Origin of the sequence: Neobacillus sp. YX16, assembly GCF_030123505.1 — a bacterium.
Classification (GTDB): Bacteria; Bacillota; Bacilli; order Bacillales; family Cytobacillaceae; genus Neobacillus.
In genome coordinates, this window is sequence record NZ_CP126115.1 from 1,090,786 (window position 1) to 1,113,705 (window position 22,920).

At 39.4% G+C, this 22,920-nt stretch carries 18 protein-coding genes; 10 read left to right on the top strand and 8 right to left on the bottom strand.

Features of this window, described 5'->3' with window-relative positions; translation table 11 throughout:
* Positions 1-6 precede the first annotated feature (6 nt).
* Entirely contained in the window at positions 7-519 is a 513-nt protein-coding gene (locus QNH48_RS05350; RefSeq protein WP_283954086.1) for a hypothetical protein, read from the bottom strand.
* Between the two features lie 242 nt (positions 520-761).
* On the opposite strand from QNH48_RS05350, the gene QNH48_RS05355 reads away from it, so the two are divergent.
* Positions 762-3,515 (top strand): GTPase domain-containing protein, encoded by a 2,754-nt coding sequence (locus tag QNH48_RS05355; RefSeq protein ID WP_283954087.1) that lies wholly within the window; start codon positions 762-764, stop codon positions 3,513-3,515.
* Between the two features lie 33 nt (positions 3,516-3,548).
* Here the strand turns inward: QNH48_RS05355 and QNH48_RS05360 are convergent, their stop codons facing one another.
* The 3 genes from QNH48_RS05360 to QNH48_RS05370 all read right to left on the bottom strand — a co-directional run bounded on the left by QNH48_RS05360 (position 3,549) and on the right by QNH48_RS05370 (position 6,004).
* Positions 3,549-3,956: a DUF1761 domain-containing protein gene (locus tag QNH48_RS05360; protein WP_283954088.1), complete on the bottom strand. Its 408-nt coding sequence runs from the start codon at positions 3,954-3,956 to the stop codon at positions 3,549-3,551.
* A gap of 131 nt (positions 3,957-4,087) precedes the next feature.
* Positions 4,088-5,026, bottom strand: coding sequence for a glycerophosphodiester phosphodiesterase family protein (locus QNH48_RS05365; protein ID WP_283954089.1), 939 nt, complete (start codon positions 5,024-5,026; stop codon positions 4,088-4,090).
* 15 nt (positions 5,027-5,041) lie between these two features.
* Positions 5,042-6,004: a D-2-hydroxyacid dehydrogenase gene (locus QNH48_RS05370; protein WP_283954090.1), complete on the bottom strand. Its 963-nt coding sequence runs from the start codon at positions 6,002-6,004 to the stop codon at positions 5,042-5,044.
* Between the two features lie 203 nt (positions 6,005-6,207).
* Between QNH48_RS05370 and QNH48_RS05375 the strand changes: the two genes are divergently transcribed.
* Positions 6,208-7,392 (top strand): MFS transporter, encoded by a 1,185-nt coding sequence (locus QNH48_RS05375; RefSeq protein WP_283954091.1) that lies wholly within the window; start codon positions 6,208-6,210, stop codon positions 7,390-7,392.
* A 53-nt stretch (positions 7,393-7,445) separates the two neighbouring features.
* On the opposite strand, the gene QNH48_RS05380 is transcribed toward QNH48_RS05375, so the two are convergent.
* Positions 7,446-8,696, bottom strand: coding sequence for a GDSL-type esterase/lipase family protein (locus tag QNH48_RS05380; RefSeq protein WP_283954092.1), 1,251 nt, complete (start codon positions 8,694-8,696; stop codon positions 7,446-7,448).
* 231 nt (positions 8,697-8,927) lie between these two features.
* On the opposite strand from QNH48_RS05380, the gene QNH48_RS05385 reads away from it, so the two are divergent.
* Genes QNH48_RS05385 through QNH48_RS05395 form a run of 3 tightly spaced genes read left to right on the top strand, consistent with a single transcriptional unit; the run spans position 8,928 to position 13,212 of the window.
* A complete protein-coding gene (locus QNH48_RS05385) occupies positions 8,928-10,451 on the top strand; it encodes an acyl-CoA synthetase (protein WP_283954093.1) in 1,524 nt (507 codons plus the stop codon).
* Positions 10,452-10,489: 38 nt separating this feature from the next.
* Positions 10,490-11,635: an acyl-CoA dehydrogenase family protein gene (locus tag QNH48_RS05390; RefSeq protein WP_283954094.1), complete on the top strand. Its 1,146-nt coding sequence runs from the start codon at positions 10,490-10,492 to the stop codon at positions 11,633-11,635.
* Between the two features lie 14 nt (positions 11,636-11,649).
* On the top strand, positions 11,650-13,212 hold the full coding sequence (locus QNH48_RS05395) for a fatty acid--CoA ligase (protein ID WP_283954095.1): 1,563 nt from the start codon (positions 11,650-11,652) through the stop codon (positions 13,210-13,212).
* A gap of 47 nt (positions 13,213-13,259) precedes the next feature.
* On the opposite strand, the gene QNH48_RS05400 is transcribed toward QNH48_RS05395, so the two are convergent.
* Positions 13,260-13,823, bottom strand: coding sequence for a hypothetical protein (locus tag QNH48_RS05400; RefSeq protein WP_283954096.1), 564 nt, complete (start codon positions 13,821-13,823; stop codon positions 13,260-13,262).
* A 122-nt stretch (positions 13,824-13,945) separates the two neighbouring features.
* Here QNH48_RS05400 and recQ point away from each other — a divergent pair, with 122 nt between their 5' ends.
* Entirely contained in the window at positions 13,946-16,075 is a 2,130-nt protein-coding gene (gene recQ / locus QNH48_RS05405; RefSeq protein ID WP_283954097.1) for a DNA helicase RecQ, read from the top strand.
* 100 nt (positions 16,076-16,175) lie between these two features.
* On the opposite strand, the gene QNH48_RS05410 is transcribed toward recQ, so the two are convergent.
* Entirely contained in the window at positions 16,176-16,964 is a 789-nt protein-coding gene (locus QNH48_RS05410; RefSeq protein WP_283955689.1) for a formate/nitrite transporter family protein, read from the bottom strand.
* A gap of 185 nt (positions 16,965-17,149) precedes the next feature.
* On the opposite strand from QNH48_RS05410, the gene yfkAB reads away from it, so the two are divergent.
* Entirely contained in the window at positions 17,150-18,268 is a 1,119-nt protein-coding gene (gene yfkAB / locus QNH48_RS05415) for a radical SAM/CxCxxxxC motif protein YfkAB (protein ID WP_283954098.1), read from the top strand.
* A 27-nt stretch (positions 18,269-18,295) separates the two neighbouring features.
* Here yfkAB and QNH48_RS05420 read toward each other — a convergent pair whose 3' ends face one another.
* Positions 18,296-19,510, bottom strand: coding sequence for an MFS transporter (locus QNH48_RS05420; RefSeq protein ID WP_283954099.1), 1,215 nt, complete (start codon positions 19,508-19,510; stop codon positions 18,296-18,298).
* 200 nt (positions 19,511-19,710) lie between these two features.
* Here QNH48_RS05420 and QNH48_RS05425 point away from each other — a divergent pair, with 200 nt between their 5' ends.
* The 3 genes from QNH48_RS05425 (at position 19,711) to ltrA (ending at position 22,799) form a co-directional block, all read left to right on the top strand.
* Positions 19,711-20,472 carry a threonine/serine exporter family protein gene (locus QNH48_RS05425; RefSeq protein WP_283954100.1) on the top strand — a complete coding sequence of 254 codons (762 nt, stop codon included), beginning with the start codon at positions 19,711-19,713 and terminating at the stop codon, positions 20,470-20,472.
* A gap of 13 nt (positions 20,473-20,485) precedes the next feature.
* Entirely contained in the window at positions 20,486-20,935 is a 450-nt protein-coding gene (locus QNH48_RS05430; RefSeq protein WP_283954101.1) for a threonine/serine exporter family protein, read from the top strand.
* Between the two features lie 604 nt (positions 20,936-21,539).
* On the top strand, positions 21,540-22,799 hold the full coding sequence (ltrA, locus tag QNH48_RS05435; protein WP_283955690.1) for a group II intron reverse transcriptase/maturase: 1,260 nt from the start codon (positions 21,540-21,542) through the stop codon (positions 22,797-22,799).
* The last annotated feature ends 121 nt before the right edge of the window (positions 22,800-22,920 follow it).

Consider the following 22,920-nt stretch of genomic DNA (forward strand, 5'->3'; position numbering starts at 1 on the left):
CTCCTTTTACTTATTTTCAAAATCAAATACGTCAACGATTTTATCTGCTTTTATCCGGTTTTGGCAGAGTCTAAATAGTTGGTCGAAGAATTCCTTCACTTCGAAAGTAGAGGCAGGAACTTTTATTTGTAGGGTTGTTGAGCCAAACATTTGCCTAAAATAGGCTTTTCGTTGAATGTTTTTCCCATCACGTTTTAAAGGATTGTACTTCCATACGATATGGGGGCTTCCATCTACTTTTTCAATTACTCTCAACTCCGCAGCTGTGGTTGATTTATTATGTAAGTAAATGACTAAATAATAGTTGTCATTGCGGTGCCAATCGATGAATAGAAAATAATAGCTGGTGTCGCTATCTATCCGAGTAACTTCAAAGCCTGCTAAGGTTTGTTTCCCATTTGTCCATTGATGAAATCGTGGTAATGTTCCATTAACTGTTTCTATTTTTTTAATATCATAATTGGCAGGTCTAGAATTTTTTATCAAATCTGATAAATAAACGGCTTCGTCCTTTTCCAAAGTGAATACTCCTTTTGGTAGATTGAATTCATTATACAGTGAAAGGGGATAAAAGTAGAAGCCTGCCAATTTAGAGCAATGTATTCAAATTGAAATATTACTGAAACCTTAATTAAAAAATTGTTTGGTAGAATCGATATAATTGGGACTAAAAATGAGTACATTGTTCGAATTGTATAGAGGAATAATTCTGCCTCTTTCCCATATGAATGCAAAGAAGTGGTGGTATTGGAGGGACGGTAATGACGTTGGAAAGTCAGTTAATAAAAAAGTCTTATTATCAAATGTATATAAATGAACATGAAAATGTACAGCCCATACGTGTGTTAGGTGACGCGTATCAGGAAGAACTTCAGAAGGATATGCCCGATTTAACGTCTGTACGCTTTGCACAAGGAGAAATCTATTTTCATAATCGGGATTTTGAGGCAGCTATTTTTAAATGGGAAAACGTTGTGGGGGAACTCGAGCTTTGGGCTAGGAAAAATATTGCCGATGCCTATTTTGAAACAGGTCTTCTTTCAAATGCCGAGGACCTTTATCTGTCCATTGAAACAAATAATCCTACATTAAAGACAGAAGTGGCTTTGCAGTTGTTTTCTCTTTATATTGAACGAGGAAAGTCCGAGGCAGCAGTGGAAATTATCAAAAGAACAATCGATGCAAACCCCGATTATCCGAATGTGACTGCAATAGCCCGTGCTTATTTTGAGGAACAGCAGGATTGGGATCATGCAATTGAACTTGCGCTGAATGAAGCAAAACGAACGGGTTCACTTGAATGGTTTGATACAGTGAATTCATATGTCAAGAAAGGTGTAACCAAAAGTTTAAATCCAAATTATTTCTTACAAGGACTATTTGAATTATATGCCCTGGACCATCAGATGTTTGAAGAACTTACTGCGTCACTATGGAACAGCTATAAAAGTGAAGAGTACCATTTTACATGGCTAAAAGAATTAAATCATCTTCTATTGAATCTTGATATTAGCACAAACAACCATTTCCAATTGCTATCAGATTTCCATTATGAAACGTATTTTGAATTAATAAATGGCAGCCAGACGATTAAAACACTAGAGGACCTTGTACCTGACTTATTAACAAATTGGCTGCGCTTATCAGTTCCTACGCATACGGTCTTAGTGTCAGCTGCGGTATTATCTTGGAATGAGCTTTTTCCAACAAGTATTAGTATGTCAATTGTTAATGTGGCTGAAAATCTTATTGGTGAAACAGAAAGTCATTTCAACGAATTAGAAGAATGTATAAATCTCTTTGAGTCCATTATTAGTTGGGCCAATAGTCAAGATATGGGTGAGAATAACCGCTTAAAATGGATGGTTCAGCAATTGAATGATTTTGATACCCATCACTTGTTGATTACTGGATTAAGTGGCAGCGGGAAGTCTTCCTTCATAAATACCATTCTAGGGGAAGAGATTCAGGATAGCCCCACGTCGTCGCTTGTTATGTTTAAGGACTTTGAGGACTTAAATATTTATGAAATAACCGATCAAGAGACAGTAAAACTCGCAGATTTCACGCAATTTCAAGAGCGAATGGATCGTCGGCGAAATGCACTAGAATCGATTATCGAATTTCAACAGCCTTTTCCATTATTGTATGAGCAGAAACTGGCATTAATTGAAACGCCTGGTCTAAAAGGCAGCCATCAAGATCGCTATGAAGTGCTGCAGTATCTTCAAATGGCAGATAGTTTATTATTTGTCTTAGATGCAAATGCTCCGTTTACAGATAAAGAGAAGGGGATTCTAACACAAATTCATGAACTTGCTCCCGATATTCCCGTCCATTTTCTCTTGAATAAGATGGATACGATTGTTAATGAGCAGGAAGCAATAAGAATTTTCGACGAAACTAGGTCCAGGATTCAGTCCTATTTACCTGAAGCACAGGTACTACCTTTTTCCTCTCAATATGAAAGTGGGCAGCAATTAGTCGAACTAAAGAGCTTTATTCAATCGGTAAAGAATAAAAGAAACATAGCCGATAAACGCTTGGCAAAGCTTTTATTTTTCATTCGAACAACTATTTCCAGGTTGTTGCAAAAGAGAATTGATGTTGAGAATCAATTAATTGAGTCAGTTCGCTGGAACGAAGAAGTGGTGCTGAAGTTAAATGGAGCTCTTAATCAATTAAAGGACGCTGAGTCACAAAAGACAAAAGCAATCACAAGGTCTTACCGCACCATAAAGGAATCCATTCAAAATGAAATTTCTATCGCAGTACCGAAAATACTGCAAGAATGTTCCGAGTTAATCAAAGAAGACAGTAATATTAGTACAATTCATTTGGAGCTAAATGATGTGATGAACAATAGACTACAAGATTACTTGGAGCAAGAAGTAATGCCGAAATATTATACATCACTTCAAGAATGGATTATCAATGGTAAAGAGGAATTTGAGCAAGGGCAGGCTTTTCTAAATGAAATGGCTGAAGGCTTAAATAGTTTGTATGGAGAAGAGCGAATTAACACAGAATGTGACTTTAAAGTGTTGGATGATTGGCGTCGGGATACGGATAGAATGACGAGCCGGTTCCAATTAGAAAAGGTAAATATCTTACTTCGCAATACTCCATCACAATTTTTATTGAAAAGCGCAGGGAAGTTATTTGGGGCAATATCCCAAAATAAAGCCATGCTGTACAGTAAATACAAGGCTTTTGTGAAAAATGATAGCTATTCTGAACCAACTGAGGTCGTGATTGAACGCTTCTTCCAACAATTCGAGCTATTTGAAAAATCTTTAGAACGAGACATTACAATGTTTTTCAGACAGCCATTGAAGGTCCTTAATGAAGCAATCGAGGAAGCACTGTCTCAAATAACCACAAATCAAGATATACTGAAAAAGATGAATACAAACCCGGAAATGTTCCGCGATCCGTTGACACTATTTGAAGTTAGACTACGTCAATTTGAATGGACGACAATAGCAGGCAAGGGTGTTCAAACGATTTATTAATAATAAAGGGTGCCCAATGGGCACCCTTTATCATTATACAAAAGCAGCAATAATAATGCCCATAACCGTCAAGGCGACTATATGATAACCTGCACTAATGAAGAATAACGTGTAGTTGCGGCTCTCAAAGAAGGTAGGGGATAATTCTCTAAACGCAGCGATTAGACCAATTAGAAATCCAAATAAAGCCCCATCTAGTATGGTTACCGTATCTAATAACTGAATAAATAAGGAAAGGACAACTGCAGTGAAAATCCCTCCGAGTGTGGTTAATCCATAACCTACGTAAGCTCCCTTGGGATCGATATCCTCCATTTTCTTGCCTAATGCTCTAACCCAAATGTTAGAAAAAAGAACAGGAGAATACCAGAGTGCTCCAATGACCATATTCGCGACTACAGCTAAAATGATGGCTAATATACTGACATTACTAAAATCCATTTTATTTACCCCTTATAATTTTCTGTGTATTCGGTGAATTATACCATGATACCTCGACTAAAACAAAAGACTCTTTTAAATTATTGCCCCTAAGAAATAGCTGTCCCTTTAAAATAGAGCAGCTCTAAATCTTACATTCCCTTTTCTTCAATTAGTTTAAGTAATAAATCAGGTCGATTGGTCAATATACCATCTGCACCTGCATCAATAAGTTTTTCCATTGTGTCTGGATCATCAATGGTCCAATAATGGATTTCCATTCCGAGCCGATGTGCCCCATCGATTAATCTTTGATCAGTTAAATCAAAGCCGCTGTCTTCCACTGGGATTTGAAAAGCATCAACGTGTGGTACATAAAGATTACGTAAAAGGAATTTATGGGTAACCACAAAATTCTTAACCTCTTGTCTTCCGGCTGAAAGGGCTACTCGACCTTTTGCATACTTATCAAATGTCTTAAGAATTTCTTGGTCAAAGGAACCGATTAATACCTTTTCTTCCATTTGGTAATCTTCAATTAGATTCCACAATTTAGACGCAATTTCCTCGATTCTTTCAGGGGGATTGTCATCTTTAATTTCTATTTCAATCTTCATATCATTGAAGTTTTGAAACATTTCCTCAACTGTCGGAATATAGACACCCTTACCACGAAAATTATGATTGCCTTCTAGATTTTTAAAATGATAGCCTGCATCTAGCTCTTGAATTTCTGCTAAAGTAAAGTCTTCAACCTGTCCCTTACCATTGGTTGTCCGGTCAACACTTGCATCATGAATCGTAACTAAGTGACCATCCTTTGTAATATGTATATCTGTTTCGAGGACATCCACTCCCATATTAGCTGCATTCTGAAAGGATGCCATGGTATTTGAAGGTGCTAACAGTTCACCGCCTTGGTGGGCTATGACCAATGGTCGAGTATGTTTAAAAAAGCTTTTCTGTTTGATTTGTTTAACTGGAAATAAATTAATGACTAACAGGAAAATGAGTAGGGCAGATACTATCAGCTTTATAGATAGAAATATAGTGTTCTTTCTCCTTGCCTTTTTTACTGTGACATGTTGCATATGACTGCTCCTCTACTAATAGCCTTTTGAATAATCAACTAGATTAACAGAAGGCTGGTTACCTGAAATATAGTTTTGTAGGTTCGGGATAAGAATATTTTCAATAACCCGTTGATTATAATGCTCCGTTGAACCAGAGGTGTGCGGGGTAATAATCACATTTTCCATTTCCCATAAAGGACTATCAACTGTTAATGGTTCTTGTTCAAACACATCTAAACCGGCACCAGCAATTTGTCCCCTCTGTAAAGCGGAAATCAAATCTCCTTCTACCACGATTTCGCCACGTCCAATATTAATAAAGAATGCTGAAGATTTCATGAGGTCGAATTGTTTGGCGCCGAATAAGCGATTGGTTTCTTTCGTTAGCGGCAGAGTGACCACCACATAATCACACTTGGGAAGAACTGCATCTAATTGATTGGTGGTGAACATTTCATCAACAAATTCCTGTTGTTTTCCTGAATGACGAACGCCAAGGACCTTCATTCCAAAAGCTTTTGCAATTTTTGCTGCTTCTTTGCCGATGGTCCCAACACCTATAATTCCAACAGTTTTTTCGTGCATTTCTAACTTCATATCAGAATGATGCCATTTTCTTTCTCGCTGGTTTTTTACATATGTATGAATCTTTCTCGTTAAGCTAAGCATTAATGCATAAATGGTCTCGGATATAGGATAAGCGTGCACGCCATTAGCACTCGTTACGGTAATATTTCTCGATTCCAGCGTTTCAAGCGGCAAGCTATCTACACCGGCACTCCAGGTTTGAAGCCACTTAAGCTTTGAATGGGGCGTGAGACAATCTTTCTCTATCCCTTTTTTCCAGCCGGCGATGATTTCAGCATCATGTATATGCTCCTGCCAAATCTCTCTATCTTTTCCTATAATGATAGTCCAATCTGGGATAATTTCTTTTATTTGATCGATAAGATTTTGTTCTAATGGATGAGTGATGACGATTTTTCTCTTTTGCATATATTTCCTCCATTTGGATTTCGATTGCTACTATTCATGATACCGGAATTTACTGAAAAATGATAACAGTTATACAAGGGAAGTGCTGAATAATAAATGATTTTTTATTTATCTTTTAAGGTGTTCTATGCTATTATTTAGTGATGCGAAATAATCTGAATTACCCCAATAATCGGTATGAAGATAGTTAGAGAGGTGTATCCTTGAAAGAGCGTTTGTGGACTAAATCTTTTGTTATGTTAATGGTTGGGAATCTATTTGTGTTTATGTCTTTTCAAATGCTTATACCTACGTTACCGCCCTATATTAAATCCATAGGTGCAAGTGGGTTAGAAATTGGTCTTGTGACGGCGTTGTTTTCGATCGGTGCTGTGTTCATTAGACCGTTTATTGGACATATGCTCGAATACAAGCAAAGGAAATCACTTGTATTAATTGGAGCCGTCATTCTTTTAGTTATCACTATTCTTTATCCAATATCAAGAATTGTCATGATATTCCTGTTAATCCGATTTGTGCATGGTCTTGCTTGGGGTTGGTCTACAACCGTGAATGGTACAGCGGCGGTCGATGTCATTCCATTTTCTAGGCTTGGTGAAGGAATGGGCTATTTTGGGCTTTCAACCACAATTGGTTTCATTATTGCCCCTAGTCTAGGAATTTTCTTATATAATGTTACCTCCTTTACTAATCTCATTATTATTTCAGGCATATTAGGTTTTATTTCTGTAGTCCTGCTTGCACTTGTAAGATACCAAACACCTGAAGCCGTATTAAAAACAAAAAAGGAAAATCTTAAATTTTCCTACCTGGGTTCACTAGTGGAGAAATCAAGCTGGTACCCATCTTTAATTACCCTCATTATTTGTCTTGGTTATGGTTCAGTCTCAACCTTTATCGTTATCTTTGGGGAAGAAAGAGGCATTGACCAAATCTTTTTATTTTATATTCTTAATGCCATTGTTTCTACGTTGGCTAGACCGTTTGCAGGAAAGTTGTTTGATGAAAAAGGGCCAATCGGCATGGTCTATTTCTGTATTTTGGCTACCTTTGTTGGGTTGTGGGTCCTTTCGTATGCACAAACCAATTTCATGATTGCTATAGCGGGCGGATTGTTTGGACTCGGTTTTGGCTGCGCATTACCAACCTTGCAATCCTGGACCTTATCCATGACACCCGAAAATCGAAGAGGTGTGGCAAATGGAATGTTCTTTTCATCGCTTGATTTAGGGATTGGCTTAAGCGGGATTATCTTCGGTACAATAGCACAATTCACTGATACTGCTAATCTCTTTCGTATAAGCAGTTTGTTTCTAATAGTTGCCATCATTTTAACAGTGATAGAGGTGCGGAAAAAAAGAGCCACTCCAAAGGAAAGTACAATATAAAAAGAAGGTCAGTTCCCTCAAAACTATGAGGGTCTGACCTTTTTTTATTTAAATTAAATCTCTTGTTTACGTCTTCTTTGAATTGTCAACGTAACATATCCTGCCAAAAGAACGACTGAACCTAATGCCATCAAATTGTAGGCAGGTGATGCCGTATTCGGTATAGCATGTCCAGTACCAGTTGCTGGCGGAGCAGGCGTATTTGTTACTGGTGTTGGTGTTGGTGTGGGTGTAGGTTTTGGATTTTCGACTGGTTTTTCTTTGATATTATTGATGGTGATGATTTCCACAGTTTCCTGTCCATATCCATCTAAAACATATATAGAATAGGTGCCATTTTTTAATACTTCAAATTTGTTATCAATAATCTTCGTACCTAATTCTTTTCCTTCTTCATCATAGAAACTTTCAAGGGTTTGCTCTCCTTCTAACCACATCATGGAAAGAACCTCTTCGGCATTTGTCAGTACTTCAATTGTAACAGATCCAGTTGTTTCTTCAGTTGGTGCGGTAATTTCTACTGTGAGTTCTTCAGGCAATAATGGAAGTAAAATACCTGTCGCTAATCCGGCTAGCACTGATTGACCAGTAACATTTGGATGGATGTCTCCAGGAATAATATATTCTAATTGTTTTCCATCGAAAGCTGATTTAGCGTCTGCAATAAAAGTGCCAGGAATATTAGCAAAAGAGTTAATAACAGATGCGTTAACATTTGTTGCAATTTGCTCGCCAATATTATGTAGGAAAGCATTGAATGGAACTTCGCTTGAAGCAAACGGGTTATAGATATTATAAAGAATGATAGGTGCTTCCGTATTAAGGCTTCTAATTTTACCAAATATTTGTTGTAAATTTAGACCTAATTGCTGTGAAGCAGCTGTAACCTTTGGTATTAGGGTGGAAGGATCTACAGGTGTTCCATTTTTAATAATGTCAGATAGGCCAATAGCTCCCATTAAATCATTGCTTCCAATGTCTAGTGTAAAAACATCTGCGTTTTGGATTGAGGCTTCATTAGCTGGATTATTAACTTGGGCTAAAATATGCGAAGAAGTCCAACCACCTCCGCTAATATTCGTTACATTGAAAAATCCTTCGGCAATGATTAAGTTTGGAAATGCCTTTGCTGATTTTTGTGTATTCCCATTCGTATCATCAAGGTTCCAGCCAAAAGTAATAGAATCCCCTAAGGCGACAAGGTTAGGCTTGTCTGTGTTTTCTTCTGCAAAAGCAAATGAGGTAAAGAAGGTACTAAAGGCTAACATGAGTGTTAGTAAAACTGACAGTCTTTTAAACTTCATTTTATTATTTCCTCCAATCGATCATTTTTCTATTGCCAAATTCTATTATAATCCTCTAATTTTCGAATATTCAATATATATAATTCTACAAAATGTGCAAAAAGGCCTATGACTTTACTAATATAGAAATAAAAGTTTAGTATTTAATTTTTAGTTAAATATTCTAAAAATTCTATACTTTTGTTACAATAGGTTGGGGTGATTTATTTATTACAAGGAGGAACAACAAAAATGAATATTGGTAGTCTTTTATCTCAAAATGCCAGAAAGTTCCCAGAGTTGTTAGCGATTGAATGTGAAGGTCGCAGTTACACCTACCGTCAATTTAATGAGGAAGTAAACAGATTGGCACACGGTCTTCTGTGGATGGGAGTACAAAAGGGCGATAAATTAGCGTTGATGATGAAGAATTCGGACCATTTTGTTTTTACCTTTTTTGCAGCGGCTAAAATAGGCGCTGTTGCTGTTCCTATTAATTTTCGATTGACCTCACCAGAAGTACACTACATATTACAGCAATCAGAAGCTAAGCTAGTTGTTTGTGACCTTGAATTTGAAGAAGTCATTACCGCAGCTAAAGATGATAGTGATGTTGGGACCGTTATTACCATCGGCGAACCAAGAACACTAGGCTACCTCTCTTATGTAAGCGCTTTATCTAATAATAGGAATGAACCCGAAATTGAAGTTTCTGATGAAGATGATTTAGAAATCTTATATACCTCAGGGACAACTGGCCGTCCAAAAGGCGCATTGTTTGATCATAAGAGAATTTTTAATGTAGGAATATCAGTCACGATTAATATGGGATTGCGTCTACATGAGCGTATCCTTCATGTAGCACCACTCTTCCACTCTGCACAGTTAAATCTTTTCCTAATTTCAGGTGTTGCACTAGGGGCAACGCATATCATTCACCGTGATTTTCATCCAGTCAAAACACTTCAAACCATTCAAGAACATAAAATTACTCACTTCTTTGGTGTTCCAGCCATGTTTAATTTCATTCTACAGGTTCCAAATGCAGCCGATTATGACTTATCATCCATACGCAGGTGTGGTTATGGTGCCGCGCCAATGGCACCTGAACTAGTGAAAAAAAGTATTCAATTATTTAAAACAGATCAGTTCTATAATCTTTGCGGCTTAACCGAAGGCGGACCTGGCGGAATTCTTCTCGATCCAGAGGGGCATAAACTCCATCTTGGTAAGGGAGGTAAACCTATTTTTCTAACGGAGACGCGAGTGGTCGACGAACAAGGGAATGATGTTAAACCCAATGTAGTAGGTGAATTCATTATTAAGAGTCCAATGGTTATGAAGGAATACTATAAAAAGCCAGAAGAAACAAAAAATACGATTAAAAATGACTGGCTCTATACAGGTGACCTGGCAACCATAGATGAGGAAGGCTACATTACCCTCGTTGACCGTAAAAAGGACATGATTATTACGGGTGGTGAAAATGTTTATTCCGTTGAAGTTGAAGGGGTTCTTTTCGAACATCCTGGAGTCCTTGACGCGGCCATAATTGGCCTGCCTGATGACACATGGGGTGAGGCCGTCTGCGCCATTATTGTTCCAAAAGAAGGTGCCGTCATAGATGAGGAAGAGTTAAAAACTTTTTGCCGACAGAAACTGGCTGGCTTCAAAGTTCCAAGAAGAATTTTTATAGAAGAGCAGTTACCAAGAAATGCTTCTGGGAAAATACTAAAATATCAGCTTCGTCAAAAATTAAATCAAGTCAATGCTTAGAAAATAAGTGGTAATAAATAGAAAGTGAGGCATTCAATATGAAGCATCCATATTTAACACATGACCATGAAATTTTTCGCAAGTCATTAAGGAAATTTCTAGAGAAAGAGGCTGTTCCCTATTATGAGCAATGGGAAGAGGAGAGAATGATTCCCCGCTCCTTGTGGAGAAAGATGGGGGAACAGGGTTTTCTTTGTCCAGATTTAGATGAGATTTACGGAGGCAGTGGTGTAGACTGGGGATTCTCTGTTGTTATTAATGAAGAGTTAGAGAGAGTGGGCTCTGGTCTTGTTGGTATGGGCCTCCATAATGACATCGTTGTCCCATATATCAATTCATTCGGCACGGCAGATCAAAAACAGCGCTGGCTTCCCAGCTGTGTAACAGGGGAACTTATTACAGCCATTGCGATGACTGAACCTGGGACGGGGTCTGACCTTGCCAATATCAAAACCACCGCAAAGCTAGATGGTAACCACTATATAGTAAACGGTCAAAAAACCTTTATAACCAATGGAATTCAATCGGATCTAATTCTAGTAGCTTGTAAAACAGATTCTAATGCAGTACCAAAGCATAAAGGGGTCAGTTTACTCCTTGTTGAACGAGATACTCCTGGTTTTTCAAGAGGGAGAAAACTGAACAAAGTGGGCCTTCATAGTCAGGATACAGCAGAGTTAATTTTTGAGGATTGCAGAGTTCCTAAGGAGAATCTCCTTGGCGATGAAGGCAAAGGTTTTCTCTATATGATGGATAAACTCCAGCAGGAACGGTTGGTTGTGGCCATAGCAGCACAAATTTCAGCAGAAGTTATGCTGCAGGGAACAATTGACTATGTGAAGAGCCGCGAAGCCTTTGGAAAGCCTATCAGCCAATTCCAAAATACTCAGTTCAAAATTGCGGAAATGGCTACCGAGGTGGAGATGGGGAGAGCGTTTTTAGATCAATTAATCGCTGAACATATCGATGGTCAAAATGTGGTAACAAAGGTTTCAATGGCGAAATGGCGACTAACTGATACAGCAAAGAAAATTGCGGGAGAATGCCTGCAGTTACATGGCGGCTATGGTTATATGGAAGAATACGAGATTGCGAGAAGATTCCGCGATATTCAGGTTTCTAGTATTTACGCAGGGACAAATGAAATCATGAAAACGATAATTGCCAAAAATCTAGGATTGTAAATGGGGGAGATTTGATGACTACTACTATTGGACAAATTTTCGATTTAACAGTAAAAAGATACCCGAACAAGGATGCAATTTATGATGTTAGGAAGAATGTCCGCTATACGTATAAAGAGTGGAGTGAACAGGTAAACCGGCTAGCGAATGCGTTGTTGAACGAAGGAGTCAAAAAAGGCGACCGGGTTTCCACATTCATGTTTAATACAGAGGAATTAGGAACGGCATTCTTTGCCTGTGCAAAAATCGGGGCCATCTTTAATCCAATAAACTTCCGCTTAATGCCAGAAGAAGTGGCTTTTATTTTATCGGATGCTAGCCCTAAGGTGGTCCTTTTCGAAAAAGCATTGGAGCCTGTCATATCCTCTATCGAAAATCGTTTTGAATCGATGGCGTTTTGGTTTATTGATGAAGAAACACCAGCCTATGCTGTAAGTTATCACGATAGACTTGCTGAATCTTCAATTAAAGAGATTCAGGCAGAGGTTAATGAAAATGATATATATGCCTTTATCTATACAAGCGGGACAACAGGAAGACCGAAAGGAGTCATGCATAGTCATCGCAATATGGTCGACCAAAGTGTGCTTTGTATTGCAGCTCAAAAGCTTGAGGCGGAGGACGTAGGTCTTGTGACCGCTCCTATGTTCCATTGTGCGGAGCTTCATTGTGCCTTTTTGCCAAGGATTCATGTAGGAGCAAGAAATGTCATTCTGCACCAATTTAACCCAAAAGTGATCCTTCAGTTAATTGGGCAAGAAAAAATAACGAAATTTTTCGCAGCCCCAACTATGTGGAACATGTTGTTGCAAGAAGATTTAAGTCAATACAATACAGAAAGTCTAAGGCTAGGTTTGTATGGTGCAGCTCCAATGGCTCCGTCTCTCGTTCATGCTCTCCATGACCGATTTGGTATCGGGTTAGTTCAAGCCTATGGAATGACCGAAATGGGACCAGCGATAACCTTCTTATCCGAGAATGACCAGTTAAGAAAAGCAGGCTCTGCTGGTCAAGCCGCCATTAACCACGATATCCGAGTGGTTCGGACGCGAGAGGATGGTCCATCAGATCCTGATGATGTCGTTCCAGTTGGTGAAACAGGTGAGATTATAGTAAAAGGGCCATGCATGATGATCGGTTACTTTAACCGTGAAGAGGCGACGGGAAAATCGATGTATAAAGGCTGGTATCATTCAGGTGATATTGGTTACCTAGATGCAGAGGGCTTTCTATACGTCAATGACCGGGTGGATGATATGATTATTAGCGGCGGGGAGAATATTTATCCACGTGAAGTCGAAGATGTCTTGCATGCACATGAAGGTGTTCTGGATGTTGCGATTGTGGGCCAGCCAGATGACCGCTGGGGTGAGACCGTGACGGCATTTGTGGTGAAAAAGGATCCGGGATTGACTGAACAAGATCTGGAAGACTATTGTAAAAACAGCGATAGTCTAGCAAACTACAAACGTCCACGAAAATATGTTTTCTGTGAAGCATTACCGCGGAATGCGAGTGGGAAGATCCAGAAGTTTGTGCTGCGGAAACAGTTGGAAGAGCTGTTTACACAGGGATAATAATAGGAGAAGCTGCCGGCGAGTGAGTACGGCAGCTTCTTTATACATTACTGGCGGATGGCGAGAAATACTGGCGGATGGCGAGAAATACTGGCGGATGGCGAGAAATACTGGCGGATGGCGAGAAATACTGGCGGATGGCGAGAAATACTGGCGGATGGCGAGAAATACTGGCGGATGGCGAGAAATACTGGCGGATGGCGAGAAATACTGGCGGATGGCGAGAAATACTGGCGGATGGCGAGAAATACTGGCGGATGGCGAGAAATACTGGCGGATGGCGAGAAATACTGGCGGATGGCGAGAAATACTGGCGGATGGCGAGAAATACTGGCGGATGGCGAGAAATACTGGCGGATGGCGAGAAATACTGGCGGATGGCGAGAAATACTGGCGGATGGCGAGAAATACTGGCGGATGGCGGAAAATACTGGCGGATAGCGAGAAATACTGGCGGATAGCGAGAAATACTGGCGGATAGCGGAAAATACTGGCGGATAGCGGAAAATACTTGCGAATGGCAGAAAATACTTGCGAATGGCAGAAAATACTGGCGGATGGCGGAAAATACATGCGGATGGCAGAAAATACTTACGGATAACAATATTCACTCGCGCATAGCAGAAAATACTCTCGATAACGAAATTAACTCTCACATAACAGAAATTACTCTCAGATACATCTGAAAAAAGGTATAATGTAATAAGGTTATTTAGCAGAAGGGGGAGACGTTTTGTTATTTGAAAAAGCTCAACGATTATTAGAATCGCATTTTGGTTATTCATCCTTTCGAAATGGGCAGGAGCGTGCCATCCAATCCGTTTTAGCTGGAGAAAATACGATTTGTGTTATGCCAACCGGCGGAGGGAAATCAATTTGTTTTCAAATTCCTGCACTTGTTTTACCAGGTACCACGATTGTTATATCCCCGTTAATCTCACTTATGAAGGATCAAGTTGATGCCCTCGTTCAGGTAGGAATTCCTGCAACTTTTATCAATAGCTCTCTAAGTTACAATGAAGCAAACGAACGAATCAGAGAAGCCAAGCAAGGAATGTACAAGCTCCTATATATAGCACCCGAACGATTAGAATCCCATGAATTTATCGAGGATCTGAAACAAATGGACATTCCATTAGTTGCGGTGGATGAAGCACATTGTATCTCACAATGGGGGCATGATTTCCGTCCAAGCTACCGCCATATCAAGCAAATGGTCTACAGTCTTCCGCAAAAACCAAATGTATTGGCGCTTACTGCAACAGCGACACCAAGGGTTCGAGAGGATATCTGTGAAACACTCGACATTGATGAAGAGAATTCAATCATAACTGGTTTTGAACGAGAGAATCTTTCCTTTGCTGTGATTAAAGGTCAAGACAGACTTCATTATCTAAGAGATTATATAAGAAAGAACGAAAAGGAAGCTGGCATTATTTATGCAGCCACCCGGAAGAACGTTGACCAGCTTTACGAAAGGCTGAAGAAAGAAAATATCAATGTTGCAAGGTATCATGCCGGGATGGGGGATGCGGAGCGTATACGTGAGCAGGATCGCTTTTTAAAAGATGAAGCCTCCGTTATGGTCGCAACCTCAGCCTTTGGAATGGGAATCGACAAATCCAACATCCGGTATGTCCTTCATTTCCAACTTCCGAAAAATATGGAGAGTTACTATCAAGAGGCAGGCCGTGCAGGACGTGATGGTCTGGAAAGTGAATGTATCCTGCTTTATTCCTCGCAGGATGTACAGGTTCAGCGCTTCTTAATTGATCAATCCAGCGATCGAACGCGGATTAATCAGGAGCTGGAAAAGTTACAACAGATGGTTGATTATTGCCATACCGAAAATTGTCTGCAGGAATTTATTTTAAAATATTTTGGGGAAATAGAGACAGAGTCATGTGGACGTTGCGGTAATTGTCTTGATTCACGTACTAGCATTGATGTAACAAAAGAAGCCCAAATGGTAATGTCATGTATGATCCGGATGGGACAGCGATTTGGAAAAACGCTTACTGCTCAAGTATTAACAGGCTCAAGAAATAAAAAAGTAACCGAGATGGGTTTTGACAAGCTGACTACCTATGGAATTATGAAGGAAAAAGGTTCAAAAGAAGTCAGTGATTTTATCGAGTTCTTGATCTCACAAGAATTAATTGCGATTGAACAAGGACAATTTCCAACATTATATGTATCTCCAAAAGGGAAAGATATTCTCCTTGGAAAGGAAAAAGTTCATCGCAGAGAAACCGTTAAAGTCAGAGAAATTTCAAAGGATGACCCACTATTCGAAACATTACGAGAAGTAAGAAGAACGATTGCGGAAAGAGAAAATGTACCTCCATTTGTTATTTTTTCTGATGCTGCTTTAAAGGACATGTGTGCAAAGCTTCCAAGAACAAGCGAAGACTTTTTAGGAGTCAGTGGAGTCGGGGAACTTAAATTGCAGAAATATGGACTTGAATTTATACAGGCCATTCGTCAGTTTTGTGAAGCCCATCCAGAGCGCCAGCCGGAGGAGGGAAAAGCTGCAGCACCTAAAAAAGCCGTTAAAAAAGCTGTTGGTGATTCCCATTTAGAAACCTTACAGCTACATCAGCAAAACTTATCAATCGAACAAATAGCAGAAAAACGCGAGCTAGCACTAAGCACGGTTGAAAGCCATCTAATCCAATGTGCTCAGCAAGGAATGGAAGTTGATTTTTCTAAGCTCATTCCTGCGGAGTATATTCCAATGCTTCAAAAAGCGGTGGAAGAGGCTGGGCGTTCCCGTTTAAAACCAATCAAGGATTTATTGCCTGAAGAAGTAAGCTATTTCATGGTTAAATCTTATCTTTATTTTTTAAGCAAAAATAAATAATGTATTACTATTTAGAATATTCATACTATTTGTCGTCTGCCGGATTATTTCCCGGGAATTTGTCGATAAAAACAGCCGTATAACAAGCACACGGCTGTTTTTATTCTTCAGGTTCATCTAAAAAAGGTTTATTTACAAAGTAATACATCCACGCCATTAAAATGCTGCCGCCAAATAAATTGCCTATGGTTACCGGAATTAGATTATGAATGACTCCTCCCCATGAGATCGTCCCAGGATGATTCAAAACTAAGGCTATAGCGAAGGTACACATATTGGCGATACTATGTTCATATCCGGAAATAAAAAAGCAGAACACAAAAAGGATCATCGAAAACATTTTCGGTCCGTCTCCTTTTAGACCAAGAGGAATAAAAAAGGCTAAGCAAACCAGCCAATTACAAAGGATTGCTCTAAAAAGCAGCTCCATCGTAGGAACCTGCATTTTCTTTTCTACTACGCTTAATAAAAAACCATTAACCGACGATTCTTCATAAAGTCCCGTGGTAAAAATGATAAAGGCGAAGACCGCTGCTCCTAAAATATTTCCAAAATAGCTACTTATCCACAGTTTGGTAACTTCTAGCCAAGCCATTTTTCGCCGCAGTGCAGCATAGGTGTAATAGAATGTATTACCCGTAAACAAATCACCACCAGCGTAAGCGATTAATATAATTGCCGCTCCAAAGGTGAGTGCGGCCATCGGATAAGCCCAAGGGGAATGTTCTAAATAAAAGTAGTTTCCCGTTTTAAAAGCAACAATTACACCAAATCCGATAAACATACTGGCAAGCATTGACCTTAAAATGTAACGTAATAGGCTTTGCCTAAAGATTTTCACCTTTTTTAAGGCTAATTTTTCTACCTCGCCTAAGGGCTGTCTCTCCATAATTGCACCATCCATAATTTTCGATTCATCCCTATAGTTTCTTTGTATAGGTACTAAATTATGTATAATAAATGGGTTGGTTTCATAAGTTTTGTAAAAAGGGAGAGTAGTTAATACTAGGCAAAAAAATACTATTTCAGCTATAATGAAGTGGTTTTTCTAATAATGAATGTAAGGAGTTTACGATGTCCTACTTGAAAAAAATAACCCCTGAAAATGACCCTTGGGAAGCATATAATGATATAAAGCAATACGGGAAGCCCGAGCTTACCAATATTGAATTCACGAGTACAACACTATGTAATATGCGCTGTGAACATTGTGCAGTAGGGTACACCCTTCAACCCAAAGACCCGGATGCGCTTCCACTTGATTTACTTTTGAGTAGGTTAGATGAAATTCAAACACTAAATGCACTTAGTATTACGGGCGGAGAACCTATGCTTTCTCTTTCCTCTATCAAGAATTATGTGGTGCCTTTATTAAAATATGCTCATGAACGCGGAGTCCGGACGCAAATGAATTCAAATTTAACACTTGATTTAGCACGCTATGAGTTAATTATTCCATATCTAGATGTTTTACATATTTCACATAACTGGGGAACTGTAGATGATTTCGTTGAGGGCGGATTTGCAAGAATGGAGCGCAAGCCAGATTACAAACAACGAGAAAAGTATTTTGAGAGAATGATAGAAAATAGCCGGGAGCTAGTGAAGGCTGGAGTGATGGTTTCCGCAGAAACCATGCTCAATAAGCGAACATTTCCCCATTTAGAAAAAATCCATCGCCAAATTGTTGATGAAATGAACTGCCAGCGACATGAGATTCACCCTATGTATCCAAGTGATTTTGCTAGTAATCTTGAAACGTTAACACTTAATGAGATAAGAGAAGCCATTCACCATTTGCTAGATGTTCGAGATGAAGAGGTATGGATGCTTTTTGGGACACTGCCGTTTTATGCATGCAGCCAAAAACCAGAGGATTTAGAGCTTTTAGACAGGCTCTTTCAAAGTAAAAATGTAACAGTAAGAAATGATCCCGATGGCAGGTCCCGTCTAAATGTAAACATTTTTAATGGAGATATTATCGTTACTGATTTTGGTGATACCCCGCCACTAGGTAATATTCAAGATACCAAACTAACGGATGCATATGAAAATTGGCAGTCCTCTGCTATTTCTAAGGAATTGAGTTGTCATTGTCCTGCTGTTTCCTGTCTGGGTCCGAACATTTTAGTAAAGAACAGTTATTATCAAGATATAGACTTTTCCAAATCAAAAAATAATATAAGCAAATAAAAAAAGCAGGGTTTCCTGCTTTTTTTGCTAAGCTATATGTTTAACAAGCTTCGGATGACGGTGCATGGAGATAAACAAGATGATTCCGCTTAGTATCAATAATGCACTTGTGCTAATAAACACGGCGGAAAATCCTAAATATCCAGAGATAAATCCACCTAACATCGGACCGATGATATTTCCAAGGAACCGCAAGCTAGTATTATAGCCTAGGACTTCACCTTGCATGGCTATGGGTGCCTCTTGACGAATGTAGGCAATGCGAACAGGGATGATTCCTCCTATTGCTATTCCTAGGGCAAAGCGGACAATAACCAATTCCCAGAACTCAGTAACTGCAGCACCTGGAAGGTAAATGATTCCTGAGACAAAAAGCAGGATGACAAGAATTTTTATATAACCGTGCTTATCCGCAATCTTCCCCCAATTTCTCGACATCAGCAGATTTCCTAATCCAGCTGCAGAGAAGGCGATTCCGGAATAAAAAGCGATGTTTGTATGACCATGCAGCTCACTGACGAATAAAGATAGAATCGGCTGTATACTAAAGTGGGCAATTTGCACGAGTGAAGAGATAAGTAAAACAGTTAACAATACTGGATTCTTAACAATATGTGCTAAAACTTCCTTACTGGAATAATGTGATTTAGTGCCTTTTATCGCTTCAATCACATACTCCTTAGTTGCAAAAACAAGCAGACCGGAAACAATAATCGCAATGGACGTCCACTTAAAGGTCAAGGAGTAACCTAGTGCATCTGCTAAAACCCCGCCAAGCATCGGACCTAGGAGAGAACCCGTGATACTGCCTGTTTGTAAGGTTCCAAGGACACGTCCGGCTATTTCCTTCGGTGTTTGTGTGGAAATAAAAGCTTGTGACATTGGAATAAATCCTGTGAAGAATCCCATCAAAAGCCGCAAGAGGAAAAGCTGCCAAACGGATTGGACATAGCCCATAAGGAATATCGAGCATCCCATTCCAATTCCACAAATAATAAGGATTTTTTTTCTACCATAACGATCTCCAATTTTCCCCCAAATCGGTGAGAAGATAAAAGCTGATACAAATGTTACGGCAAAGGTTATTCCTGACCAATGCTGCACATATTTCTCTGAAAAGTTTCCAAAAGTCTCTATGTATAACGAAATAAACGGCAGAACCATCGTCATACTTCCAGCAACAAAGAAGTTGGCAAACCACATGATTAAGATATTTCGTTTCGCCATCTCCAACTTAGTCATGCTATTTACCTCTCTCTGTAAGATATTTCGTTTTCCTAAATATAATAATACCGAAATTTCAAAAAAATGATAGTTATAATAATATCTATTAGCTTTTGGCATTAGATTAGTTATTATGAGCGTTTTTTTATTGATAAAAGGCGTTGTTTTGATTAAACTTAGGAAATCATAAAAGAAAGAATAATTGTGGTGAAGTTTAGATGGAAAACGAAAAAACACTTACATATGAAATAATGGATGTTTGTCTACTTGCTGGAAAAATTATGCTCCAAAGCGGCGGAGAAACCTACCGAGTTGAGGATACCATGATGAGAATTGCAGCTGCTTTTGGAATTGAAAATTCTCATAGCTATGTAACGCCTACTGGAATTATCTTTACAGCTGAAGGTGCAGAGCCAACCAAAACTAAGTTAATTCGTATTTCAACACGGTCTACTGATTTAAAAAAGGTGGCTATGGTAAATAGTATTTCGCGAAGAATAACGAGTGGCGAAATCAATTTAGATGAGGCACTTATTCATTTAAAAGAGTTAAATGCATTGGATGTAACCTTCCCCTTTATGTTTCAAGTTGGAGCTGCCTCGATAGCCAGTGGCTGTTTTATGATTATGTTTATGGGAGAATGGTTAGACTTTATCCCCTCGATGTTAACCGGAGGGTTAGGTTATTTCGGTTTTTTATATTTTCATCGTTTTATACCAGTTAAGTTTTTCTCAGAGTTTTTAGCCTCGTTCATTATTGGGTTACTGGCGGTCATCTTTGTAAAAACAGGGTTAGGTCAGCAGTTAGATAAAATAATCATTGGGTCGGTAATGACATTAGTACCAGGACTCCTAGTAACCAATGCTGTTAGGGATTTAATGGCAGGACATTTGGTGTCAGGGTTATCAAAAGGTGCTGAAGCCCTCTTAACTGCATTTGCAATTGGATCGGGAATTGCTGTGGTTTTATCATTTTTGTGAATGGAGGATTAAGTTGGATATCATTGGACAATTGATCACAAGCTTTATAGCAACAGCCGCATTTGGAGTCATCTTTAATGCACCGAAGGAAACGTTAGTAAAATGTGGACTTGTTGGAATGGGTGGATGGATTATCTATTATCTTTCAGAGAAGTATACTGGGGATTCTGTTTTAGCTACACTTTTAGCCACTCTTTTCGTTGGAATAGTCAGCCAAGAGTTTGCTAAATTTTATAAAACACCTGTTATTATTTTTAGCGTTGCGGGAATCATTCCGTTAGTACCAGGTGGGTTAGCCTATGATACGATGAGGAATTTTGTCGAGGATGATTACTTTCAAGCTATGGCATTAGGTGCAAAGGTAACGTTACTTTCAGGCTCAATCGCATTTGGTCTTGTTTTTTCAGAAGTCATTAATCAAGTGGTTCGTAGGATAAAAGGCAGTAAGGCTTTGAAAATCTAAAATTTATATAGAATTGGAAGAAGGCAGAGGATAATCCTCTGCCTTCTTTGTTGTGCGCCCGGCATGGGTGCAGTCTCTAGGGTGAAAGTCCCGAACCATGAAGGCAGTAGTAATGGTTAGCCTAACGCAAGGGTGTCCGCGGTGACGCGGAATCTGAAGGAAGCGAGCGGCAAACCTCCGGTCTGAGGAACACGAACTTCATATAAGGCTAGGTATCATTGGATGAGTTTGCAACACAAAACAAAGTCCTTACTGCCGAAGGTGGTACAGAGTAAATGAAGCAGATAGATGGAGGGAAAGACTGTACTCTTACCCGGGGAGATCTGATTGATAAGCCAAGTACACTTGGTAAACTATCTAGCAATGGATAGCTGAACAATCAGAAGTCAGCAGAAGTCATAGTACCATTCTTACTCGAGAAAGAATGGGAAGGACTGAACTATTAAGAAAGAATGAAGTCTGCACATTCGGTGATTGCATTGAACACAGACAATCCGAAAGGACCTACCTAAAGGAGGAAGCGGTGAATCCGTTGGGGACTCTAGGAGGGTGGAGCAAAAGTCGGCATAAACAGAACCTTCATTCACGTAGAAAGGATAACATCATGTTAATGGAACTAATTCTATCACGGGAAAATCTCTTAACTGCCCTAAAAAGGGTAGAGCAGAACAAAGGAAGTCACGGCATAGATGGAATGTCCGTAAAATTCCTACGACGACATCTCTATGAAAACTGGGATTCCCTTCGGGAAACTTTGAGAACAGGTAACTATCAACCTTCTCCTGTTCGCCGTGTCGAAATCCCGAAACCAGGCGGAGGGATAAGGCTTTTAGGCATACCGACTGTGACAGACCGTTTCATCCAACAGGCAATCGCCCAAGTATTAACCTCAATCTTTGATCCAACATTTTCTGAAAACAGCTATGGTTTCCGACCTAACAGGAGCGCCCATAATGCGGTAAGAAAGGCAAAGGGTTATATCAAAGAAGGTTACCGCTGGGTAATTGATATGGACTTAGAGAAATTCTTTGATAAGGTTAATCATGACATACTGATGGGAATACTCGCTAAGAGAATTGAAGACCGCATTCTTCTCAAACTAATCAGGAAATACCTTCAATCAGGTGTAATGCTTAATGGGGTCGTACAATCAACGGAGGAAGGTACTCCGCAAGGGGGACCTCTCAGTCCACTACTTTCAAACATAATTCTTGATAAATTAGATAAAGAATTGGAAGCCAGAGGGCATAAGTTTGTCCGTTATGCGGATGACTGCAACATTTATGTTAAGTCATTAAAAGCAGGGGAACGTGTGATGGAATCCATTACGACGATTATTGAGCAGAAACTAAAATTGAAGGTAAACAGGGATAAGTCGGCAATCGACCGTCCGTGGAAACGGAAATTTCTTGGTTTCAGTTTCACATTTAATAAAGAACCGAAGGTGCGAATAGCGAAACAAAGCATTAAACGCTTTAAGACGAAGATTCGAGAAATTACCTCTCGGTCAAAACCTATCCCACTTGAGGTAAGAATTGAAATGTTAAACCGCTATCTTACAGGATGGTGCGGGTACTTCGCTTTAGCGGACACTCCAAGCAAATTCAAAGAATTTGATGAATGGATAAGAAGAAGGCTAAGAATGTGCGAATGGAAACAGTGGAAGAAATCTAAAACTAGAGTTAGAAAACTGATTGGTTTAGGCGTCCCTGGTTACAAGGCGCACGAATGGGGCAACTCCAGAAAGAAATACTGGAGAATCGCCTGTAGCCCAATATTACACAAAACCCTCGATAACTCATATTGGAGTCAACGAGGGTTGAAAAGTCTATATAACCGTTATGAAACTTTACGTCAATCTTAATAGAACCGCCGTATACCGAACGGTACGTACGGTGGTGTGAGAGGTCGGAGGTTAGTCACCCCCTCCTACTCGATTTTAGCCTAGTTGGACCAACAAGGTAAAAAATGTTTTATATTGAATA